Genomic DNA, 23,874 nt, shown 5'->3' with positions numbered 1-23,874 from the left:
ATGCCGTTTCCCCCTTCCCCACCGCCCAAGCCCGGTTTTGAGTCTCTGCAAGAGGCGGCGGACTGGTATGCGCAATTGCTGGAGGAAGAGGATGAGCACAGTGAGCTGCGCCACCGCTGGCAACGTTGGCTGGATGAAAGCGCCGAACATCGTGAGGCGTGGATCTACGTGCAGACGATTAGCCAGCGCTTTCAACCGCTGCGGGGCGAGCTGCATCAGCCAAGTACGGATGCGCTTCTGCGCTCGCCGCGCGTCAGCCGCCGTCGGGCGTTGAAGCTGACGGCACTGCTGACGTCGGGCGCGCTGCTGTCCTGGATGGGCTACCGCTACACCCCGCTGCGCGGGTCGCTGCTGGCGATGGCCGCCGACAATCGCACCGTGACCGGCGAGATCAAGCAGGTGACGCTGAGCGATGGGTCGCGCATCTGGCTGGACACCGCCAGCGCGATGGATATCCGCTATACGACCACAGAGCGGCAGTTGATTCTGCGCTCCGGCCAGATTTTTATCGCCACCGCGCCTGACCAACAACGGCCGTTTATCGTGGTCAGCGACCAAGGCAGAATGCAGGCGCTCGGCACGCGCTTCAGCGTCAGCCAGCAGGACGAGAGCACGCAGCTCAACGTGTACGACGGTATCGTCGCCGTCACGCCCCGACAGGAGGGCGGCATGCGACGCATCACCGCCGGTCAGCAATGGCGTTTTACCGCCGACGGTCAGGGAACGCTCGATCGTTTGGACAGCCTCGACGCCGACTGGCGCAAGGGGAAATTGAGCGCCGACGACACCCCGTTGGGCGAGGTGATCGCCCGACTGTCGCGCTACAGGCGCGGCTATCTGTCCTGCGCGCCGGATATCGCCGCTCTGCGGCTGATGGGAACCTTCCCGCTGGACAACACCGACAGGGCGCTGGAGATGATGTCCAGGGCGCTGCCGATCCGCATTAATCGACGCTTTTCCTGGTGGGTGACGGTAGAAAAAAAAGTTTAACGATTTCTACCGTCTTGGTTCCCTTTTTAACCGTTCGTTCGATTCAGTATAAAAACAGGCTTTATTTCTTTTGACTCTGGGTATTAAAGGCTATTCCTATGTTATTCACCGCACCACCTCGCGCTCTCCGGCCGTTGGCTCTGGCCGCCCGTCTTTTTGTACTGGGCTCACCGGCTGTCGTTCTTCATGCTGCGCCTGCCAGCGCGGCGGACAACGCCGCCGTGCAGCACTACTCCATTGCCGCGGGGGCGCTAAGCGAACAGCTTAATCAATTCGCGCGCCAGTCCGGCATCGATCTCGCGGCTAATTCATCGCTGACCAATGGCCTGAACGGCAAAGCGCTGAACGGCGATTACGGTGTGGAGAACGGTCTGACGACGCTACTGCAAAGCCACGGTTTGCAGGCGGTGAAACAGGCGGACGGCAGCTTCCTGCTGCAAAAAACGCCGACAGAGGACGAATTGGTGGTGGTCGCGCAGGTGAACCATCAGGGTATGACGGAAGGCACCGGTTCCTATACCACGCGCAGTATGAGTGCGGCGACAGGGCTGGCGCTGTCCCCCAGAGAGACGCCGCAATCAGTCAGCGTGGTCACCCGCCAGCGAATGAACGAACAAAATATGACGTCGCTGGATGACGCGATGAGTCAGACCACCGGCGTTAACGTGGTCAATCAAAGCTCTTATCAGGTGAAATTCCAGTCGCGCGGCTTCAGCATGGATAACGTGAAGGAGGATGGCGTGAGCTCCTCTTTCCAGAACAGTATCGCGGATATGGGCGCCGCCGAAGCCTCCAGCGAGTCGCCCGATCTGGCGATCTATGACCACGTGGAAGTCTTGCGCGGTGCCTCTGGCCTGACGCAGGGCAGCGGAGAGCCGGGCGGCACCGTCAATCTGGTGCGTAAAAAACCCACTTATAATTTTCAGGGCTACGTCAGCGCGGGCGCAGGCTCCTGGGACAACTACCGCAATGAGGTCGATGTCTCCGGCCCCTTGAATGACGATGCGTCCGTACGCGGCCGCTTCGTCGGCGTTTTTCAGGATAAACAGAGCTCGGTGGACTATGTCGATAGCGAACGCCGGGTGCTCTACGGCACGCTGGCGTGGGATCTCACTCCCGATACCACGTTGACGACCGGTATTAACTGGCAGAAAACCCATACGGTGCCCGATCTATACGGTCTGCCGATGGCGACCAACTACAGCAGTCTTGGCCTGCCGCGCTCAACCTTCCTCGGCGCCAGCTGGAATCGGATTACATTTGAAAAGCTGAATACTTTCGCTGAACTCGAACATCACTTCGAGAACGACTGGTCGTTGAAAAGCGCGCTGAACTACACCCACTCCGATGCGGAAGGGAAGTTCGTCGGCATATTCGGCAACGGCACCAAGGGCGTGGACAGCAGCGGCACTGGCGCGCTGAATAATGCCATACAGCGACACAACCGCAGCAATCAGTGGGGATACAACCTGAGCCTCAGCGGCCCGTTCGAACTCTTTGGGCGCAACCATGAGCTGCTGATCGGCGGGGATTACCAGAAAGAAAACTTCGACAACCGGTTCGGCTCCATCACCCCACGCAATCCCACCGTCAACATTTACGCCTGGCAGCCGGATGCGCTGGATGAACCGAACTGGCCGGACTACACCTCACGCTATAAATACAATCTTTATCGCCGCGCCCTGTTCGCCACCACCCGTCTGGAGCTGGCTGACGACTGGAAGCTGATCCTTGGCGGACGTTACAGCAGCTATAACTACGACTACTACTACCCGTCCAGCAACGGTCGCCTGCATGTGCGCGATCAGTTCACGCCCTACGGCGGTCTGCTGTGGAACTTCGCTCCCGACTATACGTGGTATCTGAGCTACGCCGATATCTATCAGCCTCAGAGCGAAAAAGACCGCAACCACAACATCCTGCCTGCCATCACCGGCACAAACTATGAGACGGGGATCAAAGGCGAATTTTTCGACGGCGATTTGAATGCGTCGCTGGCGCTGTTCCGGATCATTCAGTCCAACCGGGCGATGGATGACCCGTCTTGCGATGAGGAAGGCGACAGCTGTTCCGTGGCCAACGGCAAGGTCCGTAGTCAGGGCATAGAGATGGAAGTGTCCGGCAAGTTGGCGGACGGCTGGCAGGTGTTCACCGGCTACACCCTGACCAACACCAAATACCTGAAAGCGGCCGAGGGCACGGAAGGCACGAACTACAGCACCTATACGCCGCAGCATATGTTCAAACTGTACAGCAGCTACACGCTGCCGGGCAGCCTGAACAAGTGGACCATCGGCGCAGGGATGACCACCCAGTCAGACACAAATACGCGTTATCTGGTACACCAAGGCGGCTATACGCTGTTCAATGCCAACGTCAGCTACAAGTACAACAAGCACCTGAGCTTTAATCTGGTGGGCAACAACCTGACGGACAAAGATTACTATCGGACGCTCAACAACCGTCATCGCGGCGGCTACAACTACTACGGCGATCCGCGTAACTTCATGCTGACGGCGAAGTGGGACTTCTGATGACGTTGATGACTCACTCTTTTAACGTGTTACGCCATGCAGACGCTTAAACGTTTTTATCAACTGGTCGCGCCGCTGTGGTTATCGGCGCAGGCAATAGTGCTGTGGCTGCTGTTGCTGGTCGTGATTACGCTGACGCTGTCCGTCGTCGGCATCAGCGTCCTCTACAACAACTGGAGCAAAGACTTTTACGATGCGCTGGCGGATTTCTTCCAGCACGCCTCGGTCGCCGATCTGATCTGGCGCTATCTGGCTACACCGCGCTGTTCGTCCTGGTGATTATCAGCGGCAACTGGCTCAAGAAAGCGCTGATATTGCGCTGGCGCGACATGATGACCCAGCACTATGAAACACAGTGGCTACAGGATCATGCGCATTATCGACTGCAACAGGACCCTCGGGGACGCCGGATAACCCGGACCAACGTATTGCCGAGGATATCCGACTGCTGTGCGAGCAAAGTCTGGAACTGCTGCTGTCGCTGCTGAAAAACGTCGTCGGCCTGCTGTCCTTTATCGCCATTCTGTGGAGCATCTCCGGCGTACAGACATTCACGCTCAGCGGTCATAGCTTCACGATCCACGGTTATCTGGTCTGGATCGCGCTGATCTACGCGCTGGTCGGCAGCATACTGACTCACGGACTGGGCTTTCCCCTGCATCGCACCAACCATCAGATGCAGAAAGTCGAGGCGGACTATCGTGCCAGCCTGATCCGGGTCAACAGCCACAGCGAACAAATTGCCTTTTATCAAGGCGACGAAATCGAAAACCGGCGGCTGCGCGACCGTTTCCGTGCCGTGCTCGCCACCGGCTACCGCCTGATGGGACAGGAATTTCGGTTGGAAATCTTCACCGTCAGCTATTTTCGTTTCAGCCTAATCTTGCCGGTTTTCGCGGTGCTGCCGCTGTATCTCGCCCATAAAGTGTCACTGGGCGCCATCATGCAGGCCAGAACCGCCTTCGGCTACGTGCTGGATGCCTTCGGCTGGTTCGTCGACAGTTATCGCCAGTTGGCGCGCTGGTCCGCCACGATCGAACGTCTCTGGCAGCTGCAACAGCGGTTAGAGGCGTTGCCGACGACGACGACGCGTACGCCTCAGGGAGAAGCGCTGCAAATTCACCAGTTGACCGTGCTGCGGCCACAGGGGCGGGCGCTGCTCGTCCCCTGCTCCGCGAAGGTGAAACCGGGCGAGTGGTGTAGCCTGCAAGGCGCCAGCGGGATCGGCAAAACCACCCTGTTGCGGGCGCTGGCGGGGCTGTGGCCTTATACGACCGGCCGCTGGTATCTGCCGGCGGGCCCCGTCCTGTTTTTGCCGCAAAAACCTTATCTGCCGCAGGGAACGCTGCGTCAGGCGTTGTCCTATCCGCAAACGCAAACATTCAGTGATGACGTATTGCTGGAGGCGCTGGACGATATGCAACTGGGGCATTTGAGTACACAACTGGACGCCGATGAGCCGTGGGCGCAAAGGCTGTCCGGCGGCGAGCAACAGCGGCTTTCCCTCATCCGGGCGATCCTGATGAAGCCGACGCTGCTGTGTCTGGATGAGGCGACCAGCCAGTTGGACGAGCAGACGGCGATAGAGGTCATGAAACGCTGCGCCGACATTTACCGGGCACCATCGTGCTCTCCGTCACGCATCAGTCGGTGCTGAATCCGCTGTTTGAAACCCAGATCCATCTTCAACCAGCGCCTCAGCCATAAACTGGCGAAGCCGGATAGCCGTTGTGCAGGCTATCCGGCCGTCAGCCTCGCCTTATTCAACCTCAACGCGTCAACCAGACAGCCCCCTCACACCTCGCGATAGATTTTCCGCGCGCAGGCTTTCATAATCGGTAGTCAATCATCAGGCTTCGCAGGGACAGATCGCCTATTTCGCGTTCCGGCCCCAGCATTCATGCACACTTGCCGTCAGCGCGCGCCCGGCAGCTTTTCTCCAGGAAATGAAGCTATGTCTCAGTCCCCGTCTGCGGTCGATCAACCATCGCGGCTGATCGTTTTTTTTATCCTGACCCTCCCGCCGCTGCTGTGGGCCGGCAACTTCATCATCGGACGTGCAGTACGCGACGAGGTCCCCCCGGTCACGCTGACGCTGGCGCGCTGGCTGATCGCACTGATCTGTATCCTGCCCTTTGCCTTGAAATACATCCGCCGCGATGCCGCGCGCTATCGGGCCTTTCCCCTGCGTATCGTCGCCATTTCCCTCTGCGGGATCGTTGCCTTTAGTCTGCTGACCTACATCGGACTGCATCATACTTCCGGCACCAATGCGCTGCTGCTTAACTCCTGTATTCCGGTGTTGATCATGCTGTTCGCCGGTCTGTTTTACGGCCAGCCGCTGAGGATCTCTCAGGCGGCGGGTCTGCTGATTTCATTCTGCGGCGTGCTGGCCATTATTTTTCACGGGGATCTGGCGGGGTTGCTGTCGCTATCCTTTTCATCCGGTGACCTGATGCTGCTGGGCGCAATGGCCAGCTTCTCGCTCTATACGCTGTGGCTGAAAAAAATTCCGCCCGAGGTTAGCCGTCTGGGGCTGCTGGGCGTGCAGGTGATTATCTCGCTGATAGCCATCTTTCCCCTATGGCTGTGGGAAAGTCGCAGCGGCGCGAGCGCGGTTTGGAATCACACCACCTTGTCGGCGGTCCTTTATCTGGGGATCTTCCCGTCTTTTATCGCCTACCTGCTGTTTGGCCGCGGCGTCGCGCTGATCGGCGCGGCGCGAGCCGGGCTGACCATCCATCTGATTCCCGTGTTCGGCGTGGCCTTATCGGTGCTGTTTCTGGGCGAGAAAATCCATTTTTATCATCTGGCGGGGATCGCGACTATTCTGGCGGGCATCTCGCTGGCGAGCCGCAAATCCGGCACGCGATAGCCATGTCAAAAGCGGAGTAAAGAAGAGGGATCGGGCAGGAGGTGCTGCATAAAACACAGGCGCCCCGCCGAAGCGGAGCGCCTGTGGGAAGTGCGATCCGGCGAAAACCGGACCGCGCTCATGACAAACAGGATTAGTCTTTGTCGCCCAGCAGAACGGATTCGAGCGCGATTTCGATCATCTCGTTGAAGGTCGTCTGACGCTCTTCCGCCGTGGTGACTTCCTGAGTGCGGATATGGTCTGACACGGTGCAAATCGCCAGTGCTTTAGCGCCGAATTCAGCCGCTACGCCGTAGATGCCCGCCGCTTCCATTTCCACGCCCAGTACGCCGTATTTCTCCATGACGTCGAACATCTGCGGGTCCGGCGTGTAGAACAGATCGGCGGAGAACAGGTTACCCACGCGCACTTTAACGCCGCGCGAGTTGGCCGCATCTACCGCATGACGCAGCAGATCGTAGTCGGCAATCGCCGCAAAGTCGTGATCCTTGAAACGCATACGGTTCACTTTGGAATCGGTGCAGGCGCCCATGCCGATAACGACATCGCGAACCTTCACGTTTTCGCTGACCGCGCCGCAGGATCCGATACGGATAATCTTTTCCACGCCGAACTCGGTGATCAATTCTTTGGCGTAGATAGAGCAGGATGGGATGCCCATGCCGTGTCCCATCACCGAAATGCGGCGGCCTTTATAGGTGCCAGTGAAGCCCAACATGCCGCGCACGTTATTCACTTCTACCGCGTCTTCCAGAAAGGTGTCGGCAATATATTTTGCGCGCAGCGGGTCGCCCGGCATCAGTACCACGTCCGCGAAATCACCCATTTCAGCATTAATGTGAGGCGTAGCCATCCTTATTGTTCCTTTTTCATCAGCGTAAACATTCGTTGTTCCGTCAGCCCGCAGGCTTACAGCATAGAGGTTCCATAGTCCATCGGCGACACGCCGAAATAGCTTGCCACGGTCTGCCCGATATCCGCGAAGGTGGGGCGATGACCGCGCGATCCCGGTTGCACCTGCGGACCGTAAATCAGTACCGGTACGTGCTCACGCGTGTGATCCGTACCCGGCCAGGAGGGATCGCAACCGTGATCCGCGGTCAGGATCAGGATATCTCCTTCACCGACCTTCGCCATCAGCTCCGGCAAACGGCGGTCGAACAGCTCCAGCGCGGCGGCATAGCCAGATACGTCGCGGCGGTGGCCGTAGGAAGAGTCAAAGTCGACAAAGTTGGTAAACACGATCGTGTCGTCGCCAGCGGCGTCCATTTCTTTCAGCGTTGCATCGAACAGCGCATCCAGACCGGTCGCTTTGACCTTTTTAGTGATGCCGACGTTAGCGTAGATATCGGCGATCTTACCGACCGACACCACGTGACCCTTTTTCTCATCCACCAGCTTTTTCAGCACGGTAGGCGCTGGCGGCTCTACGGCAAGGTCGTGACGGTTACCGGTGCGCTGGAAGTTGCCCGCTTTATCCCCCACGAACGGACGCGCAATGACGCGGCCGATGTTGTAGCCGCCCTCGGTCAATGCTTCCCGCGCGATTTCACACAGCGCATACAGGTTATCCAGCCCGTAAGTTTCTTCGTGGCAGGCGATTTGGAATACTGAATCCGCCGAGGTGTAAAAGATCGGTTTACCGGTCTTCATGTGTTCTTCGCCCAGCTCGTCCAAAATTACCGTGCCGGATGAATGGCAGTTGCCGAGATAGCCGGGCAGGTTGCCGCGCTCGACCAGCAGGTCTAGTAGCGGCTGAGGGAAACTGTTTTTCGTGTCGTGAAAATAGCCCCAGTCAAACAGGACCGGGACGCCGGCGATTTCCCAATGGCCCGACGGGGTATCTTTCCCCGAGGAGATTTCGCTGGCATGGGCATAAGCCCCGACAATGTCAGCTTGCGCATCCAAACCTGCCGGGAAACGGCCGGTTGATGCTTCCGCCGCCTTGCCCAGACCCAGGCGGCTCAGATTCGGTAAAGACAGCGGTCCCTGACGTCCTTGATCGGCGCGACCTTCCGCACAGGCCTGCGCGATGTGGCCCAACGTATCCGAACCGACGTCTCCAAACCGCTCGGCGTCGGCGGCGCTGCCGATACCAAACGAATCTAGCACCATAATAAATGCACGTTTCATGTCACTCTCTCCTGCGTTCTTTTCTGGGGCCATGCGCCACACACTATTCGACAGCGTCGGCATCTGAGATGTTCAACCGGCGATAAATCATCGGATGCGCCTCCGATGCTCGGTCGCTCACCGTCACCGCTGCCTGAATTTGCTGTGCGGCCTGCTGCCATTGCACTTCGGTATTGGCATGAATAATGGCCAGTGGACGCTGAGAATCCACGTGTTCTCCCAGGCTAACCATGTCGCTCAATCCCACGCTGTGGTCAATAGTATCATCTGGTCGCAGGCGTCCACCACCCAGTGATACCACTGCCATACCAATGGCGCGGGTATCCATAGCGGCAACCACACCTTCTCGTTCGGCGAAGACAGGTTTACTCAGCGTGGCGGGCAACAGATAGCGTTCATACCGCTCGACGAAATCGGTCGGACCGCCCTGTGCGGCGACCATACGGCCAAAGACCTCCGCCGCCCGGCCGTTTTCCAACACGGCCATGAGCTGTCGCCGGGCATCTTGCGCCGAGTTGGCCAGTTTCCCCGCCACCAGCATCTCTTCACACAGCGCCATCGTGACGTCGAACAGCCGCGGATTGCGCTGTGCGCCGGTCAGGAAGTTTACGGCTTCCCGGACTTCCAGCGCATTGCCCGCGCTGGATGCCAGCACCTGGTTCATATCGGTCAACAGCGCGCTGGTTCGGCACCCGGCATGATTGGCGACACCGACGATCGCGCGCGCCAGCTGTTCTGACTCCGCATAGGTCGGCATGAACGCCCCAGAGCCGACTTTGACGTCCATGACCAGCGCATCCAGTCCTTCCGCCAGCTTTTTCGCCAGAATAGAAGCGGTGATGAGCGGGATCGTATCAACGGTGGCGGTGGTGTCGCGCGTGGCATAGAAGCGGCGATCCGCCGGAGCCAGAGAATGTGTCTGCCCGATAATCGCGACCCCCACCTGCTGAATCATTTCGCGAAAGCGATTATCGTCCGGGTAGATATCGAGACCGGGAATAGACTCCAGTTTGTCGAGCGTACCGCCGGTATGCCCCAATCCTCTGCCGGAGATCATCGGTACATAGCCGCCGCAGGCGGCCACCATCGGCCCCAGCATCAGCGAGGTCACATCGCCTACGCCGCCAGTGGAATGTTTGTCCACCAGCGGGCCGTTCAGATTGAGGGATCGCCAGTCCAGCACCGTGCCGGAGTCGCGCATCGCCAACGTCAGCGCCACACGTTCATCCATGGTCATATCATGGAAATAGATCGTCATCGCCAGCGCCGCAATCTGCCCCTCCGACACGGTATTGTCGCGAATACCGTTGACGAAATGGCGGATCTCCTCCTCGCTGAGCGGATGTCCGTCACGTTTCTTACGAATAATCTCTGGAATTAACAACAAGGTAGCGCCTCCAATCCGTGCTTTCGTACTCTTTCGCTGTACCGATAAGGGTGCCGCCAGCGGTGATGACTAATAATCGTTGCGTGCCGTTTCGATATCGCGCCCCAACGTGTTCAGCAAGCTGCTTAACAAGCCTGAAGCCCCGAAGCGGAAATGTCGCGCATCCGCCCAGCCCGCGCCCATGATGCTATCTGCCAGCTGCAAATAACGTGCCGCCTCGCCTGCGGTACGTACCCCGCCCGCGGCTTTGAATCCCACCCGCTCGCCGACGCCCTGCTCTTTGATCACGTTCAGCATGATCTCCGCGCTGTGCAACGTCGCGTTCACAGACACTTTGCCGGTCGATGTTTTGATAAAATCGGCGCCCGCGTTGATCGCGATTTCGCTGGCCTGTCGAATGAGAGAGTCCTCTTGAAGCTCACCGCTTTCAATAATCACCTTCAGCAATACCTGATGTTCTACGCACGCCTGCTTACAGGCTTGCACCAAATCAAACCCGCGCCGCGTCTCCCCCGCCAACATCGCCCGGTAAGGAAAGACCACGTCAACTTCATCCGCACCGTAGGCAATCGCGGCGCGGGTTTCCGCCAGCGCTATCGCGATATCATCGTCACCGTGCGGAAAATTGGTCACCGTGGCGATACGGATCTCGGGAGTGCCCTGATCGCGTAACGTCTTGCGCGCCAGCGGAATAAAACGGGGGTAAATACAGATCGCCGCCGTATACCCGGCCGGACTGTTTGCCTGCCGACACAGCGCGATCACCTTTTCGTCCGTATCGTCATCGTTCAGGGTCGTCAAATCCATCAGCCCCAGTGCGCGCTGCGCGGCAGCAGTTAAATCAGTCATATCGCCACTCCAAATGAAAGTCGACGGTGAACACCTCGTCTCGCCTGCCACGTTTATCGACAGCAAAGAGATCGAACGCCGAATCACCGATAAAAAGGACGCGTGCTACTGCCGCTATTGGACCACAGTAACGTGAATAATGTGTGCTGACGCTTCCCAGAAATAACAATAAGGCACAAAACGATGACTCGCTATCCCCGTTTGCGCAACAAAAGACCTCACGTTAAACGTCTGTTGAGGGTTGGTCCGTATTTTCCGTACAAAAATATAACCGGCGTAGAAGACATATAATATCCGTTGGCGTTATGGCATAAATAGATAGAGACCAAAGGTTTATAGCGCCCCAAATCGCAGATCATAAATCTTGACAGAAATTAAGATTAACAGTATTTAATAACCGCTCCATTTCCAGGATAATTTTATAAGGATATTTCTCGTGAAAAAACTCTCTCTTTCTCTTTGTGGATTATTGCTACTGTCTACTGTCGTCTGCCCCGTTATAGCGGCAAAAAGTGGGCTTGTGATTAATAAACCAAAGGATGATTCGGCGATGTGCTGTATCTCTGATGAGTGCTTCCCTTGCCCTTGATTTTATTCGAGGTAAAGAGGCCCACTACGGCCTCTTTATCCACTCCAAGGCAGTAACCTGTTAACACAGAAAATAAGTTAGATAGCATAGTCCCCCTACAGGGTTATGCCTGCGCGAATCGACACAGACAAGGACTTCTTCGTGGAGCCTATTGATTAATATAATCAAGTAGTGGCGATGAAGTTTAAATAAAACTTCACAAATAAATCTACCGTCATGATTTAAATAGGAACTCAAAAACATGGGGAGAACACCTAAGGGTCAAATAAGTTAACGCGCCGATTTTATTAATACTCCAAATATATTTCAAAATTCACTTTATCCTCTTATATCTGCCAACTATTTTTACGTTTTTTTTAGAATTATTGAGCAACCAACAAAATGATCGTTAAATTTTATTTAATCCATCATAAAATCATGCGAAATCCCAAAACATCGCGGCTGCCGATCATCGATGATATTGAGAATGCCGACTCAGCACCTGTATCAGAGAGATCGACGGCGCGAAAAAAAGCAGACGTTCACCTTTGGGCGCAGAACACCGTAAAATAGGCGTTTTCCTTTAGAGCGAGAAAGCCACGACGATGCAGGATGCGCCATCACCAGGCTGGTTTGTTTATATGCTGCGTACCAGCAGCGGCATGCTGTATACCGGCATTACCACCGACACTACGCGCCGTTTGGCTCAGCATCAGGCAGGCAAAGGCGCCCGCTCGCTGCGCGGAAAGGGCGAACTCGCTTTGGTATATCAGTGTGAGGTGAGCAGCCAATCTGTCGCGCTGCAGTGGGAATATCGCATCAAACAGCTGAGCAAAGCACAGAAAGAGCGGCTGGTGCGCGACCAGCCAGAGTCTATCGCCAGCTTTTTAGCCGAATTTAAACGCGATTGAACGGGTCGGCGAACTCCACTTTCCCACTGACGCCTTGAAAGTGATTGTCCGCCAGCGGGTAGATCTGGAAGGTGGATGAGGGGGCGTCTCGACCGCAGCTGAGCTGATGTTCCGACGCCGCGACAAAGCCAAAACGGGAAAAGTAAGCCGGATCGCCAAAAACGACCACCGCGGTGTAGCCGAATTCATTTAGCGAATCCAGACCTTCATACACCAGTTGCTCACCCAAGCCTTGCTTTCTCAGGCTTTCATCGACCGCCAGCGGCGCCAGTCCCACCCATTGAAGCTCTTCCCCTTCAATGCTGACCGGACTGAAAGCGGCATAGCCGACCACGCCGCCCTCATCATCCGTCGCCACCACGCCCAGCGTCAGCTGACCGTTTTCACGCAGCTCTTGGACCAGTTCGGCCTCAGCCGAAGTGGGAAATGACTGTCGTAGCAGGCGATCGATCCCCGGCGCATCGACAGGAATTTCAACACGAATCAACATGACGCCGGCGCGTGTGCCGGAGCCTGCTCCGCGCCCTCCCGCAGTCCTGATTCGACAAAATCCGCCAGTTGCAGCAGCGCCACACGCAGCGGAGTCGGCATGCTTTCCAGCTCAACGGCATCCATCAGATTCTTCACGTACAGTCCCAGTTCGGTATCCCCTTCGATACGCAGACGACGTTGGAAGAACAGAGTATCGGGATCTTCTTTACGCGCCGCGATCAGAATCAGATCGTTGGCATCGGCGCTGAACGTCACTTCTGCGACTTCGTTGCGGCTAACCAGCAGGCGACCTTCGCGCTGTGTCATAAACCAACACAGCCCCATATCCCGAACTTCAATCTGTAACCAGCGATCTTCCAAAAATTCCAGATCGCCATCTTCCAGCGCCTGACGGAACTGCCACTGCAGCAGTTGTTCCAATATCCGGCGCTGCAGGGAAAAGGGCGTAAACGCTAACGGTTTGCCCAGAAATCCCGGCCCCTGACGCACAATTTGCGCCCGTAGTTGTTCCAGCACTGGCGTACTCCTCTAAAGCTAAAGCGATATAGACGACACGATACTCTGACATCATTTTGCCACATTGCCGACTCGCGACGGCGGCTTACATCAACAATGTAGCCGGTTATCGCTCAAATCACGAAATACGCGCGTCTGCTATATTATTTTCATCACACTATATACTGGTTTAAATCAAAGTGTTGCCACAGCGGGTTAACTAAGATGCCTTTTCGTCAGAATTTTTAATTGACTGATAACCTGCTTCATCAATCAGACAACATCATTGATCGCCTCCGTTTAACGATAACGAAGGCCTTGATGAGTGAAGGAATAGGTATGGAACTGCTTTGCCCCGCCGGTAATTTGCCGGCTCTAAAAGCCGCTATTGATAATGGTGCAGACGCGGTGTACATCGGGCTTAAAGATGATACCAACGCACGACATTTCGCCGGACTTAACTTTAACGATAAGAAATTGCAGGAAGCCCGCAGCTACGTGCATCAGCATAAGCGCAAACTGCATATCGCCATCAATACCTTCGCCCATCCAGACGGTTTCCAACGCTGGCAGCGCGCCGTGGATAGCGCCGCACAGGCGGGAGCAGACGTCCTGATCCTGGCTGACCTGGCGACGTTGGAATACGCGGCGGAGCGCTATCCGCATATCGAACGCCATGTTTCCGTTCAGGCGTCGGCTACAAATGAACAGGCTATCCGTTTCTATCAAAAACATTTCGACGTCGCGCGCGTCGTATTGCCGCGTGTGCTGTCTATCCATCAGGTCAAACAGCTTGCCCGCACCAGCCCGGTGCCGCTGGAAGTCTTTGCCTTCGGCAGCCTGTGCATCATGGCGGAAGGACGTTGCTACCTCTCCTCCTATCTGACCGGTGAGTCGCCCAACACCGTCGGCGCCTGCTCTCCGGCACGTTTTGTCCGTTGGCAGCAGACCGACAAGGGGATGGAATCGCGTCTGAACAATGTGCTGATTGACCGCTATCAGGATCACGAAAACGCCGGCTATCCCACGTTGTGCAAAGGTCGCTATCTGGTGGACGGCAAGCGCTACCATGCGCTGGAAGAGCCGACCAGCCTGAATACGCTCTCGCTGTTGCCGGAGCTGATGGCGGCGAATATCGCGTCAGTGAAGATCGAAGGCCGCCAGCGCAGCCCTGCCTACGTCAGCCAGGTCACGCGAGTCTGGCGTGAGGCGATCGACCGCTGCAAGGCATCGCCGGAACACTACTCTCCCACCCCCGAATGGATGGACGCCCTGGGCGCCGTCGCCGAAGGCACGCAAACCACGCTGGGCGCCTATCACCGTGAATGGCAGTAGTCAGGAGAACACTATGAAGTATGCATTGGGAGCCATCCTTTACTACTGGCCCAAAGCAGATATTGAAGCCTTTTATCAGGCGGCCATGTCCAGCAGCGCGGATATCGTCTATCTCGGAGAGACGGTATGCAGCAAGCGTCGCGGCATGAAGGTCAATGACTGGCTGGAAGTGGCCCGTCAGGTGTCCGCCAGCGGTAAACAGGTGGTCATTTCCACGCTGGCGTTGCTGCAGGCGCCCTCAGAACTGAATGAGCTGAAGCGTTACGTCGAAAACGGCGACTTTCTGTTAGAGGCCAACGACCTCGGCGCCGTCAATATGGCCGAAGAGCATCATCTGCCGTTTGTCGCCGGACATGCCTTAAACTGCTACAACGCCTATACGCTGCGACTGTTGCACAAACAAGGGATGGTCCGCTGGTGTATGCCGGTAGAGTTATCACGCGACTGGCTGCAACATTTGCTCAATCAATGCGACGAACTCGGCTTTCGCGATAAATTCGACGTCGAGGTGCTGAGTTACGGCCATCTGCCGCTGGCCTACTCCGCCCGCTGTTTTACCGCACGATCTGAAAACCGCCCTAAAGATGAGTGCGAAACCTGCTGCATTCATTATCCGCAGGGCCGCAAGGTGCTGTCGCAGGAAAATCAGCAGGTATTCGTACTCAACGGCATTCAGACTCAGAGTGGATATTGCTACAACCTCGGCAACGAGCTGACGTCGATGGAAGGCCTTGTCGATATCATCCGGCTTTCGCCGCTCGGTATGGAAACGTTGGATGTGCTCGATCAATTTCGCGCCAACGAACACGGCGCGAAGCCGCTGCCGCTGTATCAAGAGAAGGAGTGCAATGGCTACTGGCGCCGCCTGCCCGGTCTGGAGCTGGTAGACTGACCTCTCCGGGTGCCCTTTACTTCAGGGCACCCGCACGCCTCATCCGCTATTTCCGCTGAATATTGCGTACTATGATTATTCGATAATATTCCGCGGTTAGCCTGCTCCCAGGTTGACCCTCAACCCGGTGAGCCATGCCTATGTCACAGCAGCCTGTTACTTTCTCCGTACTGGATCTGGCCCCTATTCCTACGGGGGCAACACCGCGCGACGCCTTTCACCGCTCTCTTGACCTGGCCAGACATGCAGAGCGATGGGGATACCACCGCTACTGGCTCGCCGAACATCATAATATGACCGGCATCGCCAGCGCGGCCACCTCCGTTCTGCTCGGCTATCTGGCGGCAGGCACCGAACATGTTCGGCTAGGTTCCGGTGGGGTCATGCTGCCCAACCATGCGCCGCTGGTGATCGCCGAACAGTTCGGCACGCTGGAATCTCTCTATCCAGGACGCATCGATCTGGGGCTGGGACGTGCGCCGGGCAGCGATCGCCGCACCATGATAGCGTTGCGGCGTCATTTAAAAGGCGAAGAAGATGATTTCCCCGCGGATGTTCAGGAACTACAGCGTTATCTGGCCCCTGCACAGCCGGATCAGGCGGTTCAGGCCGTACCGGGTCAGGGTCTTAACGTCCCGATCTGGCTATTGGGCTCCAGTCTATATAGCGCGCAGCTCGCCGCAGCCTTGGGGCTGCCGTTTGCTTTCGCCGCTCACTTTGCGCCGGACATGCTGATTCAGGCACTGCAACTCTACCGCGATAAATTCCAGCCTTCAGCGCAACAATCAGAGCCCTACGCGATGGTCTGCGTTAACGTCATCGCTGCCGAGAGCACCGCCGATGCTCGATTCCTGTTTACGTCACAGCAGCAGCAGTTCATCCATCTGCGCCGTGGCGTGCCAGGACCGCTACCCGCGCCGGTACAAGAGATGGATGATGTCTGGACGCCGGCCGAACAACTCTCGGTTGAACAGACCCTGCGACTTTCCATCGTGGGCGATCGCTTACAGGTGCGTCATGGGTTACAGATGCTTTTAAGGCAAACTCAGGCGGATGAACTGATGATCAACGCCTCGATCTTCGATCATCAGGCCAGACTGCGTTCATTTGAAATCGTGGCGGAATTACAGCAGGAAGTCATGCGAGAAGAGCGGATCGACTGACATAAAAAAGCCAGCCCGAAGGCTGGCTTGATGCGTGTTACCACGTTAGTCCAATGTGATTACGAGTTGGACGGCTGACGTGGCGCACGGTTACCGCGACGTTCACCACCGCCTTCACGACGTTCGCCGCTGAAAGAGCGACCACGACCGCCGTTACCCGGACGACCACCGTTAGGACGATCGCCGAATGAACGACCACCACGGCCACCTTCACGACGCTCGTGCGGCTGGGCATCGCCAGAAGCTGCATGTTCATCGGTTTGTTGAGAATACGCGTGCGCGTGAAGTGTGACAGAATATCGCCCGGCATCCCTTTCGGCAGCTCAATCGTAGAATGAGTACCGAACAGTTTGATGTTACCGATGTAACGGCTGCTGATATCGCCTTCATTGGCAATCGCGCCCACGATGTGACGCACTTCAACGCCATCATCACGGCCTACTTCGATACGATACAGTTCCATGTCGCCGACATCACGACGTTCACGACGCTGCGGACGGTCACCGTCACGCGCATTATCACGGCCACCTTCACGGCGACGCTCGAAACGATCGTCACGATCGCGCATTTCACGACGCGGACGGCGATCGAATACCGGATCCGGCGGCAGAATCAGCGGACGTTCGCCCTGCGCCATTTTCAGCAGCGCAGCAGCCAGCGTTTCCATGTCCAGCTCTTCCTGCGGCTGCAGTTTAGCCAACAGCGCACGGTACATATCCAGATCGCTGCTTTCCAGCTGCAGTTGAACCTTGGCGGCAAACTTGGCCAGACGACGTTCGCCCAGCAGTTCAGCGTTCGGCAGTTCCACTTCAGGAATGGTCAGCTTCATGGTGCGCTCAACGTTACGCAGCAGGCGACGTTCGCGGTTATCAACGAACAGGATCGCACGGCCGGCACGACCCGCACGACCGGTACGGCCGATACGGTGAACGTAGGATTCCGCATCCATCGGGATATCGTAGTTCACAACCAGGCTAATGCGGTCAACATCCAGACCACGAGCAGCAACGTCAGTCGCAATCAGGATATCCAGACGACCATTTTTCAGACGTTCCAGCGTTTGTTCACGCAGGGCCTGGTTCATGTCACCGTTCAGTGCAGCACTGTTGTAACCACTGCGCTCCAGCGCTTCAGCCACTTCCAGCGTCGCGTTTTTGGTACGCACGAAGATAATCGCGGCATCAAAATCTTCCGCTTCGAGGAAACGGATCAGCGCTTCGTTTTTACGAACGCCGTGTACCATCCAGTAGCTCTGGCTGATATCCGGACGCGTCGTCAGGCTTGACTGAATACGCACTTCCTGCGGATCTTTCATGAAACGACGGGTAATACGACGAATCGCTTCCGGCATCGTCGCGGAGAACAGCGCGGTCTGATGTTCAGCCGGGATCTGCGCCATGATGTTTTCTACGTCTTCGATGAAGCCCATACGCAGCATTTCATCAGCTTCATCCAGTACCAGACCGCTCAGGTTGGACAGGTCCAGCGTGCCGCGTTTCAGATGGTCAAGCAAACGACCCGGCGTACCGACCACAATCTGCGGTCCCTGACGCAAAGCGCGCAGCTGTACGTCATAACGCTGACCACCGTACAGGGCAACCACGTTGACGCCATGCATGTGTTTGGCGAAGTCATTACAGGCTTCAGAGACCTGAACCGCCAGCTCACGGGTCGGCGCCAGCACCAGAATCTGCGGTGCTTTCAGTTCAGGTTTCAGGTTATTCAATAACGGCACCGCAAATGCGGCGGTTTTACCGCTGCCGGTCTGTGCCATACCCAGCACATCACGACCATTCAGCAGGTGAGGAATACATTCCGCCTGAATCGGCGAAGGCTTTTCGTAGCCCAGATCGGTTAGGGCATTAATAATCGGAGCAGACAGCCCCAAATCGGCAAAAGAGGTTTCAAGCTTAGTCATGTACACGTGCCTCATAGATGGCGGCCAGTCTACATAACTCGTCTAGAAAATTTTCAGTCATTTTCATTGAAAAGTGTGAACCGGCTCAAATTGGATTAAAAAGCGAACAAAAAAGCCCTCGCCAGTGAAGGCGATGGAAATCGTTGTGATTCCAGGCTGAATATTGTTCGTCAGCTATTGCTGGTCCGATCCTGATAGGTCGTCTTGCTCTTGGCCTAACTGCGCCAATTCCAACAATGCATAGCGGTGCTCAACAAAGTTATGAACGTTGTTAGCCACCGTCAGCTTGAACAGCGCCGAAGCGGTGTCCTTGTCCCCCAGACTTAGGTAGTGCTTACCTAAATAGAAGTCAGTTTCACTGAGATGCTCAGCGAGCGAAGTGTTATCCTTTGCTTCTTCCTGCAAGCGCTGCATCAGTGTCTTTTCACTGATATCGCCCAGGTAGAATTCGACAATAGTCCATCCCCACACACCTTTCTTTGCTCCCTCGTAGCGCGTTCTTAATGCGCTTACGGCCTTATCCGGGTCGATTTCTCTCTCGACCAGATACAGCCACAGGGAACGGAAAGGATCATTGGGATCGTCTCGATAAAACGCTAGCAGATCATCCTGCGCCAATTGGTACCGACCGCCGTAGTACAAGGCGATCCCCCGATTGAGACGCACATAATTATAAGTTGGATCAAGCTCTAGTACAGAATCAAACGCTTCATAGGCAGCATCAAAATTGCCTGCCTGCGTTAAGTAAATCCCCAGATAATTAAAGACCTCTGGGATGTCGGGACGGATAGATAGCGCTTGTGAAAAATCATTTCGCGCTAATGCCCGTAACCCTAAGCTATCATACAGCACTCCGCGCTCATATAACAGCTGTGCTCGTTCATCAGGAGTAAGTGCTCGGCTGGCCAGGATTTGCTCCATACGAGCCAGAATGACTTCCTGCTGCAACGTCGGCTGCAACGGGACCGCCAAAACGGCATTTTTGCGCCAATCCATGCTGCTGCATCCTGCCAGCATGAGTGCTGCCGCGACATAAGACCAGCGCAAGAAAGGCTTCATTACCTACTCCCGAAGAAGACAAACAAAGGATGAACATCCAGTCCCGCGACGGTTTATATAAGGATATCCGTTCCCTATCATACACGCAGCCCCTTAACTCGGTAAGGAGCTGCTAAACGATTATCCGTTATTCTTCGCCGGAGGTTACCGCAGGTTCCTGAGACTGAGGCGTCGCTTCCTTCATGCTCAGACGGACACGACCCTGACGGTCGACTTCCAGAACCTTAACAGGAACTTCTTGACCCATTTCCAGATAATCAGTCACTTTCTCAACACGCTTGTCGGCGATCTGAGAAATGTGAACCAGACCTTCTTTACCGCCGCCGATGGCAACAAACGCGCCGAAGTCAACGATACGAGTCACTTTGCCCTGATAGATACGGCCGACTTCGATTTCCGCGGTGATCTCTTCGATACGACGAATAGCATGTTTCGCTTTCTCGCCGTCGGTAGAAGCAATCTTCACCGTACCATCATCTTCGATTTCGATCGTCGTACCGGTCTCTTCGGTCAGAGCACGGATAACCGAGCCGCCTTTACCGATAACGTCTTTGATCTTGTCGGTGCTGATTTTGATGGTATGAATACGCGGAGCGAATTCAGAGATATCGCCACGCGGCGTGCTGATCGCCTCTTCCATCACGCCCAGGATGTGCAAACGCGCGCCTTTAGCCTGGTTCAGAGCCACCTGCATGATTTCGCGGGTGATACCTTCAATCTTGATATCCATCTGCAGCGCGGTCACGCCATCACGGCTACCAGCCACTTTGAAATCCATGTCGCCAAGGTGATCTTCATCGCCCAGAATATCGGACAGGACGACGAAGTTTTCGCCTTCTTTCACCAGACCCATCGCGATACCGGCGACGGCCGCTTTGATCGGCACACCGGCATCCATCAGCGCAAGAGAAGCGCCACACACGGAAGCCATGGATGAAGAACCGTTGGATTCAGTGATTTCAGAAACCACACGAACGGTATATGGGAATTCGCTCGCTTTCGGCATAACAGCCAACACGCCGCGTTTCGCCAGACGACCGTGACCAATTTCACGACGTTTCGGCGATCCGACCATACCTGTTTCACCCACAGAGTACGGAGGGAAGTTATAGTGTAGCAGGAAGCGGTCAGTACGCTCGCCGGTCAGTTCGTCAATCGTCTGCGCATCGCGTTCAGTACCCAGCGTGGCGGTGACCAACGCCTGAGTTTCACCACGAGTGAACAGTGCGGAGCCATGCGTGCGCGGCAGAACGCCGGTGCGAACGTCCAGGCCACGGATCATGTCTTTTTCACGACCATCGATACGCGGTTCGCCACTCAGAACACGGCTACGAACGACATTTTTCTCGATGCTACCCAGGATGTCGCTGATTTCACCTTCATCCAGCGTTTCATCTTCGGCCAGCAACGCGGCAACGACATCAGCTTTGATGACGTCAACCTGAGCGTAACGTTCCTGCTTCTCAGTGATGCGGTAAGCGTCACCCAGACGGGATTCGGACAGCGCTTTAACACGGCTGTACAGCGTTTCGTTCACTTCCGGCGCATGCCATTCCCACTTCGGCTTGCCTGCTTCAGCAACCAGAGAATTAATGTTTTCAATGACAATCTGCTGCTGTTCATGACCAAAAACAACCGCGCCCAGCATCTGATCTTCGCTCAGCAGGTCTGCTTCTGATTCCACCATCAGCACCGCGCCTTCCGTACCGGCGACAACCAGATCCAAACGGCTTTCTTTCAGCTCATCAGTGGTTGGGTTCAGCACGTACTGGTCGTTGATATACCCCACGCGAGCACAGCCGATCGGGCCGTTGAACGGAATGCCAGACAGGCTCAGCGCAGCAGATGCGCCGATCATAGCAACGATATCCGGGTTAACCTGAGGGTTCACGGAAACAACCGTAGCGATAACCTGAACTTCATTCAGGAAACCTTCCGGGAACAGCGGACGGATAGGACGGTCGATCAGGCGAGAAATTAATGTTTCGCCTTCGCTCGGACGGCCTTCACGACGGAAGAAGCCACCCGGGAAACGACCAGCAGCGTAGGTACGCTCCTGATAGTTGACGGTCAGCGGGAAAAAGCCCTGACCCGGCTTAGGCTGTTTAGCACCAACAACGGTAACGAATACCGCGGTGTCGTCCATGCTAACCATAACGGCTGCCGTAGCCTGACGAGCCATCATACCGGTTTCGATAGTGACGGTATGCTGACCATATTGGAATTTACGGATAATCGGATTAAGCAAAATTATATCCTTGTCACAGAGGGTTGCTGCGCCACTTATCTCGGACGCCACAGACCAGTTTACACCCGATCCAGTCACTACATCCTCGCGACTAATGACAATCTTCAATCTGCTCCCCGGCAGAATAAAGTCTCTCATTAGCCGCGCGAATAGCTGTAATAACGGACCATTTTTACTTCAACAATACATTACTCTGTTTCAGCAACGCATCCTAGAAGAAAGGGGCCATAATAGGCCCCTTTCTACTGAAACTCGTCGGATTAGCGACGCAGACCCAGACGCTCGATCAGGCTGGTGTAGCGTGCTACTTCTTTACGCTTCAGGTAGTCCAGCAGCTTACGACGCTGAGAGACCATGCGCAGCAGACCACGACGGCTGTGGTGATCTTTTTTGTGCTCAGCAAAGTGACCCTGCAGGTGGTTGATCTGTGCAGTCAGCAGTGCAACCTGAACTTCAGTAGAACCGCTGTCGTTAGCATCACGACCGAAATCTGCAACGATTTTTGCTTTAGCTTCAACGCTTAGAGACATAGTAGAACTCCAATAATATTATATAAGATAAAAGGGGTGCCGATCTCTAATTCAGCGACCCGGTACTTGAGCCGCGCTATTCTACCCGCAGTACAAGGCGATAGCAAGGCGGTCAAACGGCCTCTGGCTCGGGATACTCGACCACCAGACGACGAGGTGCGACCCGGCCTTCGTCATCGATAATACCCATGCCGATAAACTTCCGCGCATCGCCTTCTGTGATGCGGACCATTCCCGAATCTGGGGCGTTGGCGGAGCGCACCGCCTGTCCCAATTTCAGGTATCCAGCGACGACTTCCGGCAAATTAACCTCAGGAAATTCCTGAACAGCGCTGTCCATAGGCAGAAGCAAAGGATCGAGCAGCGCGCCAACTGTCAGCTCTTCTTCAGCGGCCCGTTCAACCAGTGCGCGTAGCTGCTCTAAGGTCACCATCCTTTCTACCGGATATGTCGCTACCTGAAGACGGCGCAAATAAATTACGTGAGCGCCACAGCCAAGCTTTTCACCCAGATCGTCAATAATCGTACGGATATAGGTGCCTTTCGAACAGTGGATTTCCAGCTCCAGTTCATCCCCTTCCCAGCGGATTTGCTGCAGCTCATATACTGTGATTTCACGCGCTTCGCGGGGAACGGTCTGCCCTTGTCGGGCATATTCGTATAGCGGGCGCCCTGATATTTCAGCGCAGAAACATGGAGGGAACCTGCGGCGTGGTGCCACGGAATTCATTCAGCGCCTCGGCTAAGGCTTCAGGGGTGAACGTGACTGGACGCTCTTCGACGACATTACCATCAGCGTCAGACGTATCTGTCCGCTGGCCCAATCGGGCAATGACGCGGTAACGCTTGTCAGAATCCAGCAGGTACTGGGAAAACTTGGTCGCTTCTCCCAAACAAATCGGCAGCATGCCCGTCGCTAGCGGATCCAGCGCGCCAGTATGCCCCGCCTTGTTGGCGTTAAAGAGACGTTTAACCTTTTGCAGCACATCATTGGACGATGTTCCCTGCTGTTTATCCAGCAGCAGAACGCCATGAACGTCCCGGCCGCGGCGACGAGGACGCCCCATCAGTCCTCCCGATCTTCGTCCGAAGAAGAAGAGCGACGCTCGGCATCCTTTCTGACGACATTGGTCACCAGATTCGACATCCTCATACCTTCAACCAATGAGTTGTCATAGGAGAACGTCAGCTCAGGTACTACGCGCAGACGCATCGCTTTACCCAGCAGTACGCGGATAAACCCGGAGGCATCCTGCAACGCTTTGATACCAATTTTCACCTGCTCCGGCTCGTTGTCGTTCAGAAAGGTCACGAAAACTTTGGCGTAAGCCAGATCGCGGGACATTTCAACTCCAGAGACAGTCGCCATGCCTACGCGCGGATCTTTAACTTCGCGCTGCAGAATAATGGCGATCTCTTTTTGCATTTCCTGCGCCACACGCTGTGTGCGGCTATATTCTTTTGCCATGATAAACCTCACGGAAAAATGAGGGGG

The 23,874-nt window shown here is 55.7% G+C and carries 20 protein-coding genes and 3 pseudogenes; 10 read left to right on the top strand and 13 right to left on the bottom strand.

Features of this window, described 5'->3' with window-relative positions; genetic code table 11:
• The 6 genes and pseudogenes from AU509_RS10215 to AU509_RS10200 all read left to right on the top strand — a co-directional run bounded on the left by AU509_RS10215 (position 1) and on the right by AU509_RS10200 (position 6,399).
• On the top strand, positions 1 to 990 hold the full coding sequence (locus tag AU509_RS10215; protein WP_094118264.1) for a FecR domain-containing protein: 990 nt from the start codon (positions 1 to 3) through the stop codon (positions 988 to 990).
• 98 nt (positions 991 to 1,088) lie between these two features.
• Positions 1,089 to 3,524 (top strand): TonB-dependent siderophore receptor, encoded by a 2,436-nt coding sequence (locus AU509_RS10210; protein WP_094118263.1) that lies wholly within the window; start codon positions 1,089 to 1,091, stop codon positions 3,522 to 3,524.
• A 36-nt stretch (positions 3,525 to 3,560) separates the two neighbouring features.
• Entirely contained in the window at positions 3,561 to 3,803 is a 243-nt protein-coding gene (locus tag AU509_RS18640; protein ID WP_254901557.1) for a hypothetical protein, read from the top strand.
• Positions 3,800 to 3,859: pseudogene (locus AU509_RS18635) on the top strand (hypothetical protein); the annotation flags it as partial. The gene AU509_RS18640 and the pseudogene AU509_RS18635, both read left to right, overlap by 4 nt.
• A gap of 20 nt (positions 3,860 to 3,879) precedes the next feature.
• Positions 3,880 to 5,181 (top strand): ABC transporter ATP-binding protein/permease, encoded by a 1,302-nt coding sequence (locus tag AU509_RS10205; protein WP_254901556.1) that lies wholly within the window; start codon positions 3,880 to 3,882, stop codon positions 5,179 to 5,181.
• A 297-nt stretch (positions 5,182 to 5,478) separates the two neighbouring features.
• Positions 5,479 to 6,399, top strand: coding sequence for a DMT family transporter (locus AU509_RS10200; RefSeq protein WP_094118262.1), 921 nt, complete (start codon positions 5,479 to 5,481; stop codon positions 6,397 to 6,399).
• 133 nt (positions 6,400 to 6,532) lie between these two features.
• Here the strand turns inward: AU509_RS10200 and deoD are convergent, their stop codons facing one another.
• The 4 genes from deoD to deoC form a co-directional block, all read right to left on the bottom strand.
• Positions 6,533 to 7,252 (bottom strand): purine-nucleoside phosphorylase, encoded by a 720-nt coding sequence (gene deoD, locus AU509_RS10195; protein WP_085651619.1) that lies wholly within the window; start codon positions 7,250 to 7,252, stop codon positions 6,533 to 6,535.
• A gap of 56 nt (positions 7,253 to 7,308) precedes the next feature.
• Complete coding sequence (gene deoB, locus AU509_RS10190) at positions 7,309 to 8,532, bottom strand: phosphopentomutase (protein WP_094118261.1); 1,224 nt, start codon at positions 8,530 to 8,532, stop codon at positions 7,309 to 7,311.
• Between the two features lie 43 nt (positions 8,533 to 8,575).
• Entirely contained in the window at positions 8,576 to 9,919 is a 1,344-nt protein-coding gene (gene deoA, locus AU509_RS10185; RefSeq protein WP_085651617.1) for a thymidine phosphorylase, read from the bottom strand.
• Positions 9,920 to 9,988: 69 nt separating this feature from the next.
• Positions 9,989 to 10,768, bottom strand: coding sequence for a deoxyribose-phosphate aldolase (gene deoC, locus AU509_RS10180; protein WP_094118260.1), 780 nt, complete (start codon positions 10,766 to 10,768; stop codon positions 9,989 to 9,991).
• Between the two features lie 1,173 nt (positions 10,769 to 11,941).
• On the opposite strand from deoC, the gene AU509_RS10175 reads away from it, so the two are divergent.
• Complete coding sequence (locus tag AU509_RS10175; protein WP_085651615.1) at positions 11,942 to 12,247, top strand: GIY-YIG nuclease family protein; 306 nt, start codon at positions 11,942 to 11,944, stop codon at positions 12,245 to 12,247.
• Here the strand turns inward: AU509_RS10175 and AU509_RS10170 are convergent.
• Together AU509_RS10170 and ubiT are read right to left on the bottom strand one after the other, a co-directional pair.
• Entirely contained in the window at positions 12,234 to 12,737 is a 504-nt protein-coding gene (locus AU509_RS10170; protein WP_094118259.1) for a GNAT family N-acetyltransferase, read from the bottom strand. The two genes, AU509_RS10175 and AU509_RS10170, sit on opposite strands and share 14 nt — an antisense overlap.
• A complete protein-coding gene (gene ubiT, locus AU509_RS10165) occupies positions 12,731 to 13,255 on the bottom strand; it encodes a ubiquinone anaerobic biosynthesis accessory factor UbiT (RefSeq protein ID WP_094118258.1) in 525 nt (174 codons plus the stop codon). The genes AU509_RS10170 and ubiT overlap by 7 nt, the downstream gene beginning before the upstream one ends.
• Before the next feature lie 318 nt (positions 13,256 to 13,573).
• On the opposite strand from ubiT, the gene ubiU reads away from it, so the two are divergent.
• The 3 genes from ubiU (at position 13,574) to AU509_RS10150 (ending at position 16,624) form a co-directional block, all read left to right on the top strand.
• Complete coding sequence (gene ubiU, locus AU509_RS10160; protein ID WP_085651612.1) at positions 13,574 to 14,569, top strand: ubiquinone anaerobic biosynthesis protein UbiU; 996 nt, start codon at positions 13,574 to 13,576, stop codon at positions 14,567 to 14,569.
• Between the two features lie 13 nt (positions 14,570 to 14,582).
• Positions 14,583 to 15,461 (top strand): U32 family peptidase, encoded by an 879-nt coding sequence (locus AU509_RS10155; RefSeq protein WP_085651611.1) that lies wholly within the window; start codon positions 14,583 to 14,585, stop codon positions 15,459 to 15,461.
• 140 nt (positions 15,462 to 15,601) lie between these two features.
• Positions 15,602 to 16,624, top strand: coding sequence for a luciferase-like monooxygenase (locus AU509_RS10150; RefSeq protein ID WP_100053518.1), 1,023 nt, complete (start codon positions 15,602 to 15,604; stop codon positions 16,622 to 16,624).
• A gap of 59 nt (positions 16,625 to 16,683) precedes the next feature.
• Here AU509_RS10150 and AU509_RS10145 read toward each other — a convergent pair.
• From AU509_RS10145 to rbfA, 7 genes and pseudogenes are all read right to left on the bottom strand, one after another.
• Positions 16,684 to 18,542: pseudogene (locus tag AU509_RS10145) on the bottom strand (DEAD/DEAH family ATP-dependent RNA helicase).
• Positions 18,535 to 18,603, bottom strand: a complete 69-nt coding sequence (gene yrbN, locus AU509_RS19075; RefSeq protein WP_368073407.1) for a protein YrbN — start codon at positions 18,601 to 18,603, stop codon at positions 18,535 to 18,537. The pseudogene AU509_RS10145 and the gene yrbN overlap by 8 nt, the downstream one beginning before the upstream one ends.
• A 113-nt stretch (positions 18,604 to 18,716) precedes the next feature.
• Positions 18,717 to 19,601 carry a lipoprotein NlpI gene (gene nlpI / locus AU509_RS10140; RefSeq protein WP_085651608.1) on the bottom strand — a complete coding sequence of 295 codons (885 nt, stop codon included), beginning with the start codon at positions 19,599 to 19,601 and terminating at the stop codon, positions 18,717 to 18,719.
• Between the two features lie 127 nt (positions 19,602 to 19,728).
• Positions 19,729 to 21,849: a polyribonucleotide nucleotidyltransferase gene (pnp, locus tag AU509_RS10135; protein ID WP_094118256.1), complete on the bottom strand. Its 2,121-nt coding sequence runs from the start codon at positions 21,847 to 21,849 to the stop codon at positions 19,729 to 19,731.
• Between the two features lie 260 nt (positions 21,850 to 22,109).
• Positions 22,110 to 22,379, bottom strand: coding sequence for a 30S ribosomal protein S15 (rpsO, locus tag AU509_RS10130; protein ID WP_026739644.1), 270 nt, complete (start codon positions 22,377 to 22,379; stop codon positions 22,110 to 22,112).
• Between the two features lie 112 nt (positions 22,380 to 22,491).
• A pseudogene (gene truB / locus AU509_RS10125) lies at positions 22,492 to 23,446 on the bottom strand (tRNA pseudouridine(55) synthase TruB).
• Positions 23,446 to 23,847 (bottom strand): 30S ribosome-binding factor RbfA, encoded by a 402-nt coding sequence (gene rbfA, locus AU509_RS10120; protein WP_085651606.1) that lies wholly within the window; start codon positions 23,845 to 23,847, stop codon positions 23,446 to 23,448. The pseudogene truB and the gene rbfA overlap by 1 nt, the downstream one beginning before the upstream one ends.
• Positions 23,848 to 23,874: the final 27 nt, after the last annotated feature.

It is taken from the genome of Lonsdalea britannica, assembly GCF_002111595.1.
Lineage (GTDB): Bacteria > Pseudomonadota > Gammaproteobacteria > Enterobacterales > Enterobacteriaceae > Lonsdalea > Lonsdalea britannica.
Note: the sequence above shows the minus strand (reverse complement) of the source record. Positions and strands in the feature narration are given on the sequence as shown.

Excerpts from the sequence above, each read along its gene's own strand:
- AU509_RS10210 (WP_094118263.1), top strand. The coding sequence starts at position 1,089 with ATGTTATTCACCGCACCACCTCGCGCTCTCCGGCCGTTGGCTCTGGCC.
- deoD (WP_085651619.1), bottom strand. The coding sequence starts at position 7,252 with ATGGCTACGCCTCACATTAATGCTGAAATGGGTGATTTCGCGGACGTG.
- AU509_RS10175 (WP_085651615.1), top strand. The coding sequence starts at position 11,942 with ATGCAGGATGCGCCATCACCAGGCTGGTTTGTTTATATGCTGCGTACC.
- deoC (WP_094118260.1), bottom strand. The coding sequence starts at position 10,768 with ATGACTGATTTAACTGCTGCCGCGCAGCGCGCACTGGGGCTGATGGAT.
- deoB (WP_094118261.1), bottom strand. The coding sequence starts at position 8,532 with ATGAAACGTGCATTTATTATGGTGCTAGATTCGTTTGGTATCGGCAGC.
- nlpI (WP_085651608.1), bottom strand. The coding sequence starts at position 19,601 with ATGAAGCCTTTCTTGCGCTGGTCTTATGTCGCGGCAGCACTCATGCTG.
- AU509_RS18640 (WP_254901557.1), top strand. The coding sequence starts at position 3,561 with ATGCAGACGCTTAAACGTTTTTATCAACTGGTCGCGCCGCTGTGGTTA.
- rbfA (WP_085651606.1), bottom strand. The coding sequence starts at position 23,847 with ATGGCAAAAGAATATAGCCGCACACAGCGTGTGGCGCAGGAAATGCAA.
- rpsO (WP_026739644.1), bottom strand. The coding sequence starts at position 22,379 with ATGTCTCTAAGCGTTGAAGCTAAAGCAAAAATCGTTGCAGATTTCGGT.
- AU509_RS10150 (WP_100053518.1), top strand. The coding sequence starts at position 15,602 with ATGTCACAGCAGCCTGTTACTTTCTCCGTACTGGATCTGGCCCCTATT.
- AU509_RS10170 (WP_094118259.1), bottom strand. The coding sequence starts at position 12,737 with ATGTTGATTCGTGTTGAAATTCCTGTCGATGCGCCGGGGATCGATCGC.
- AU509_RS10200 (WP_094118262.1), top strand. The coding sequence starts at position 5,479 with ATGTCTCAGTCCCCGTCTGCGGTCGATCAACCATCGCGGCTGATCGTT.
- AU509_RS10155 (WP_085651611.1), top strand. The coding sequence starts at position 14,583 with ATGAAGTATGCATTGGGAGCCATCCTTTACTACTGGCCCAAAGCAGAT.
- AU509_RS10215 (WP_094118264.1), top strand. The coding sequence starts at position 1 with ATGCCGTTTCCCCCTTCCCCACCGCCCAAGCCCGGTTTTGAGTCTCTG.
- ubiU (WP_085651612.1), top strand. The coding sequence starts at position 13,574 with ATGGAACTGCTTTGCCCCGCCGGTAATTTGCCGGCTCTAAAAGCCGCT.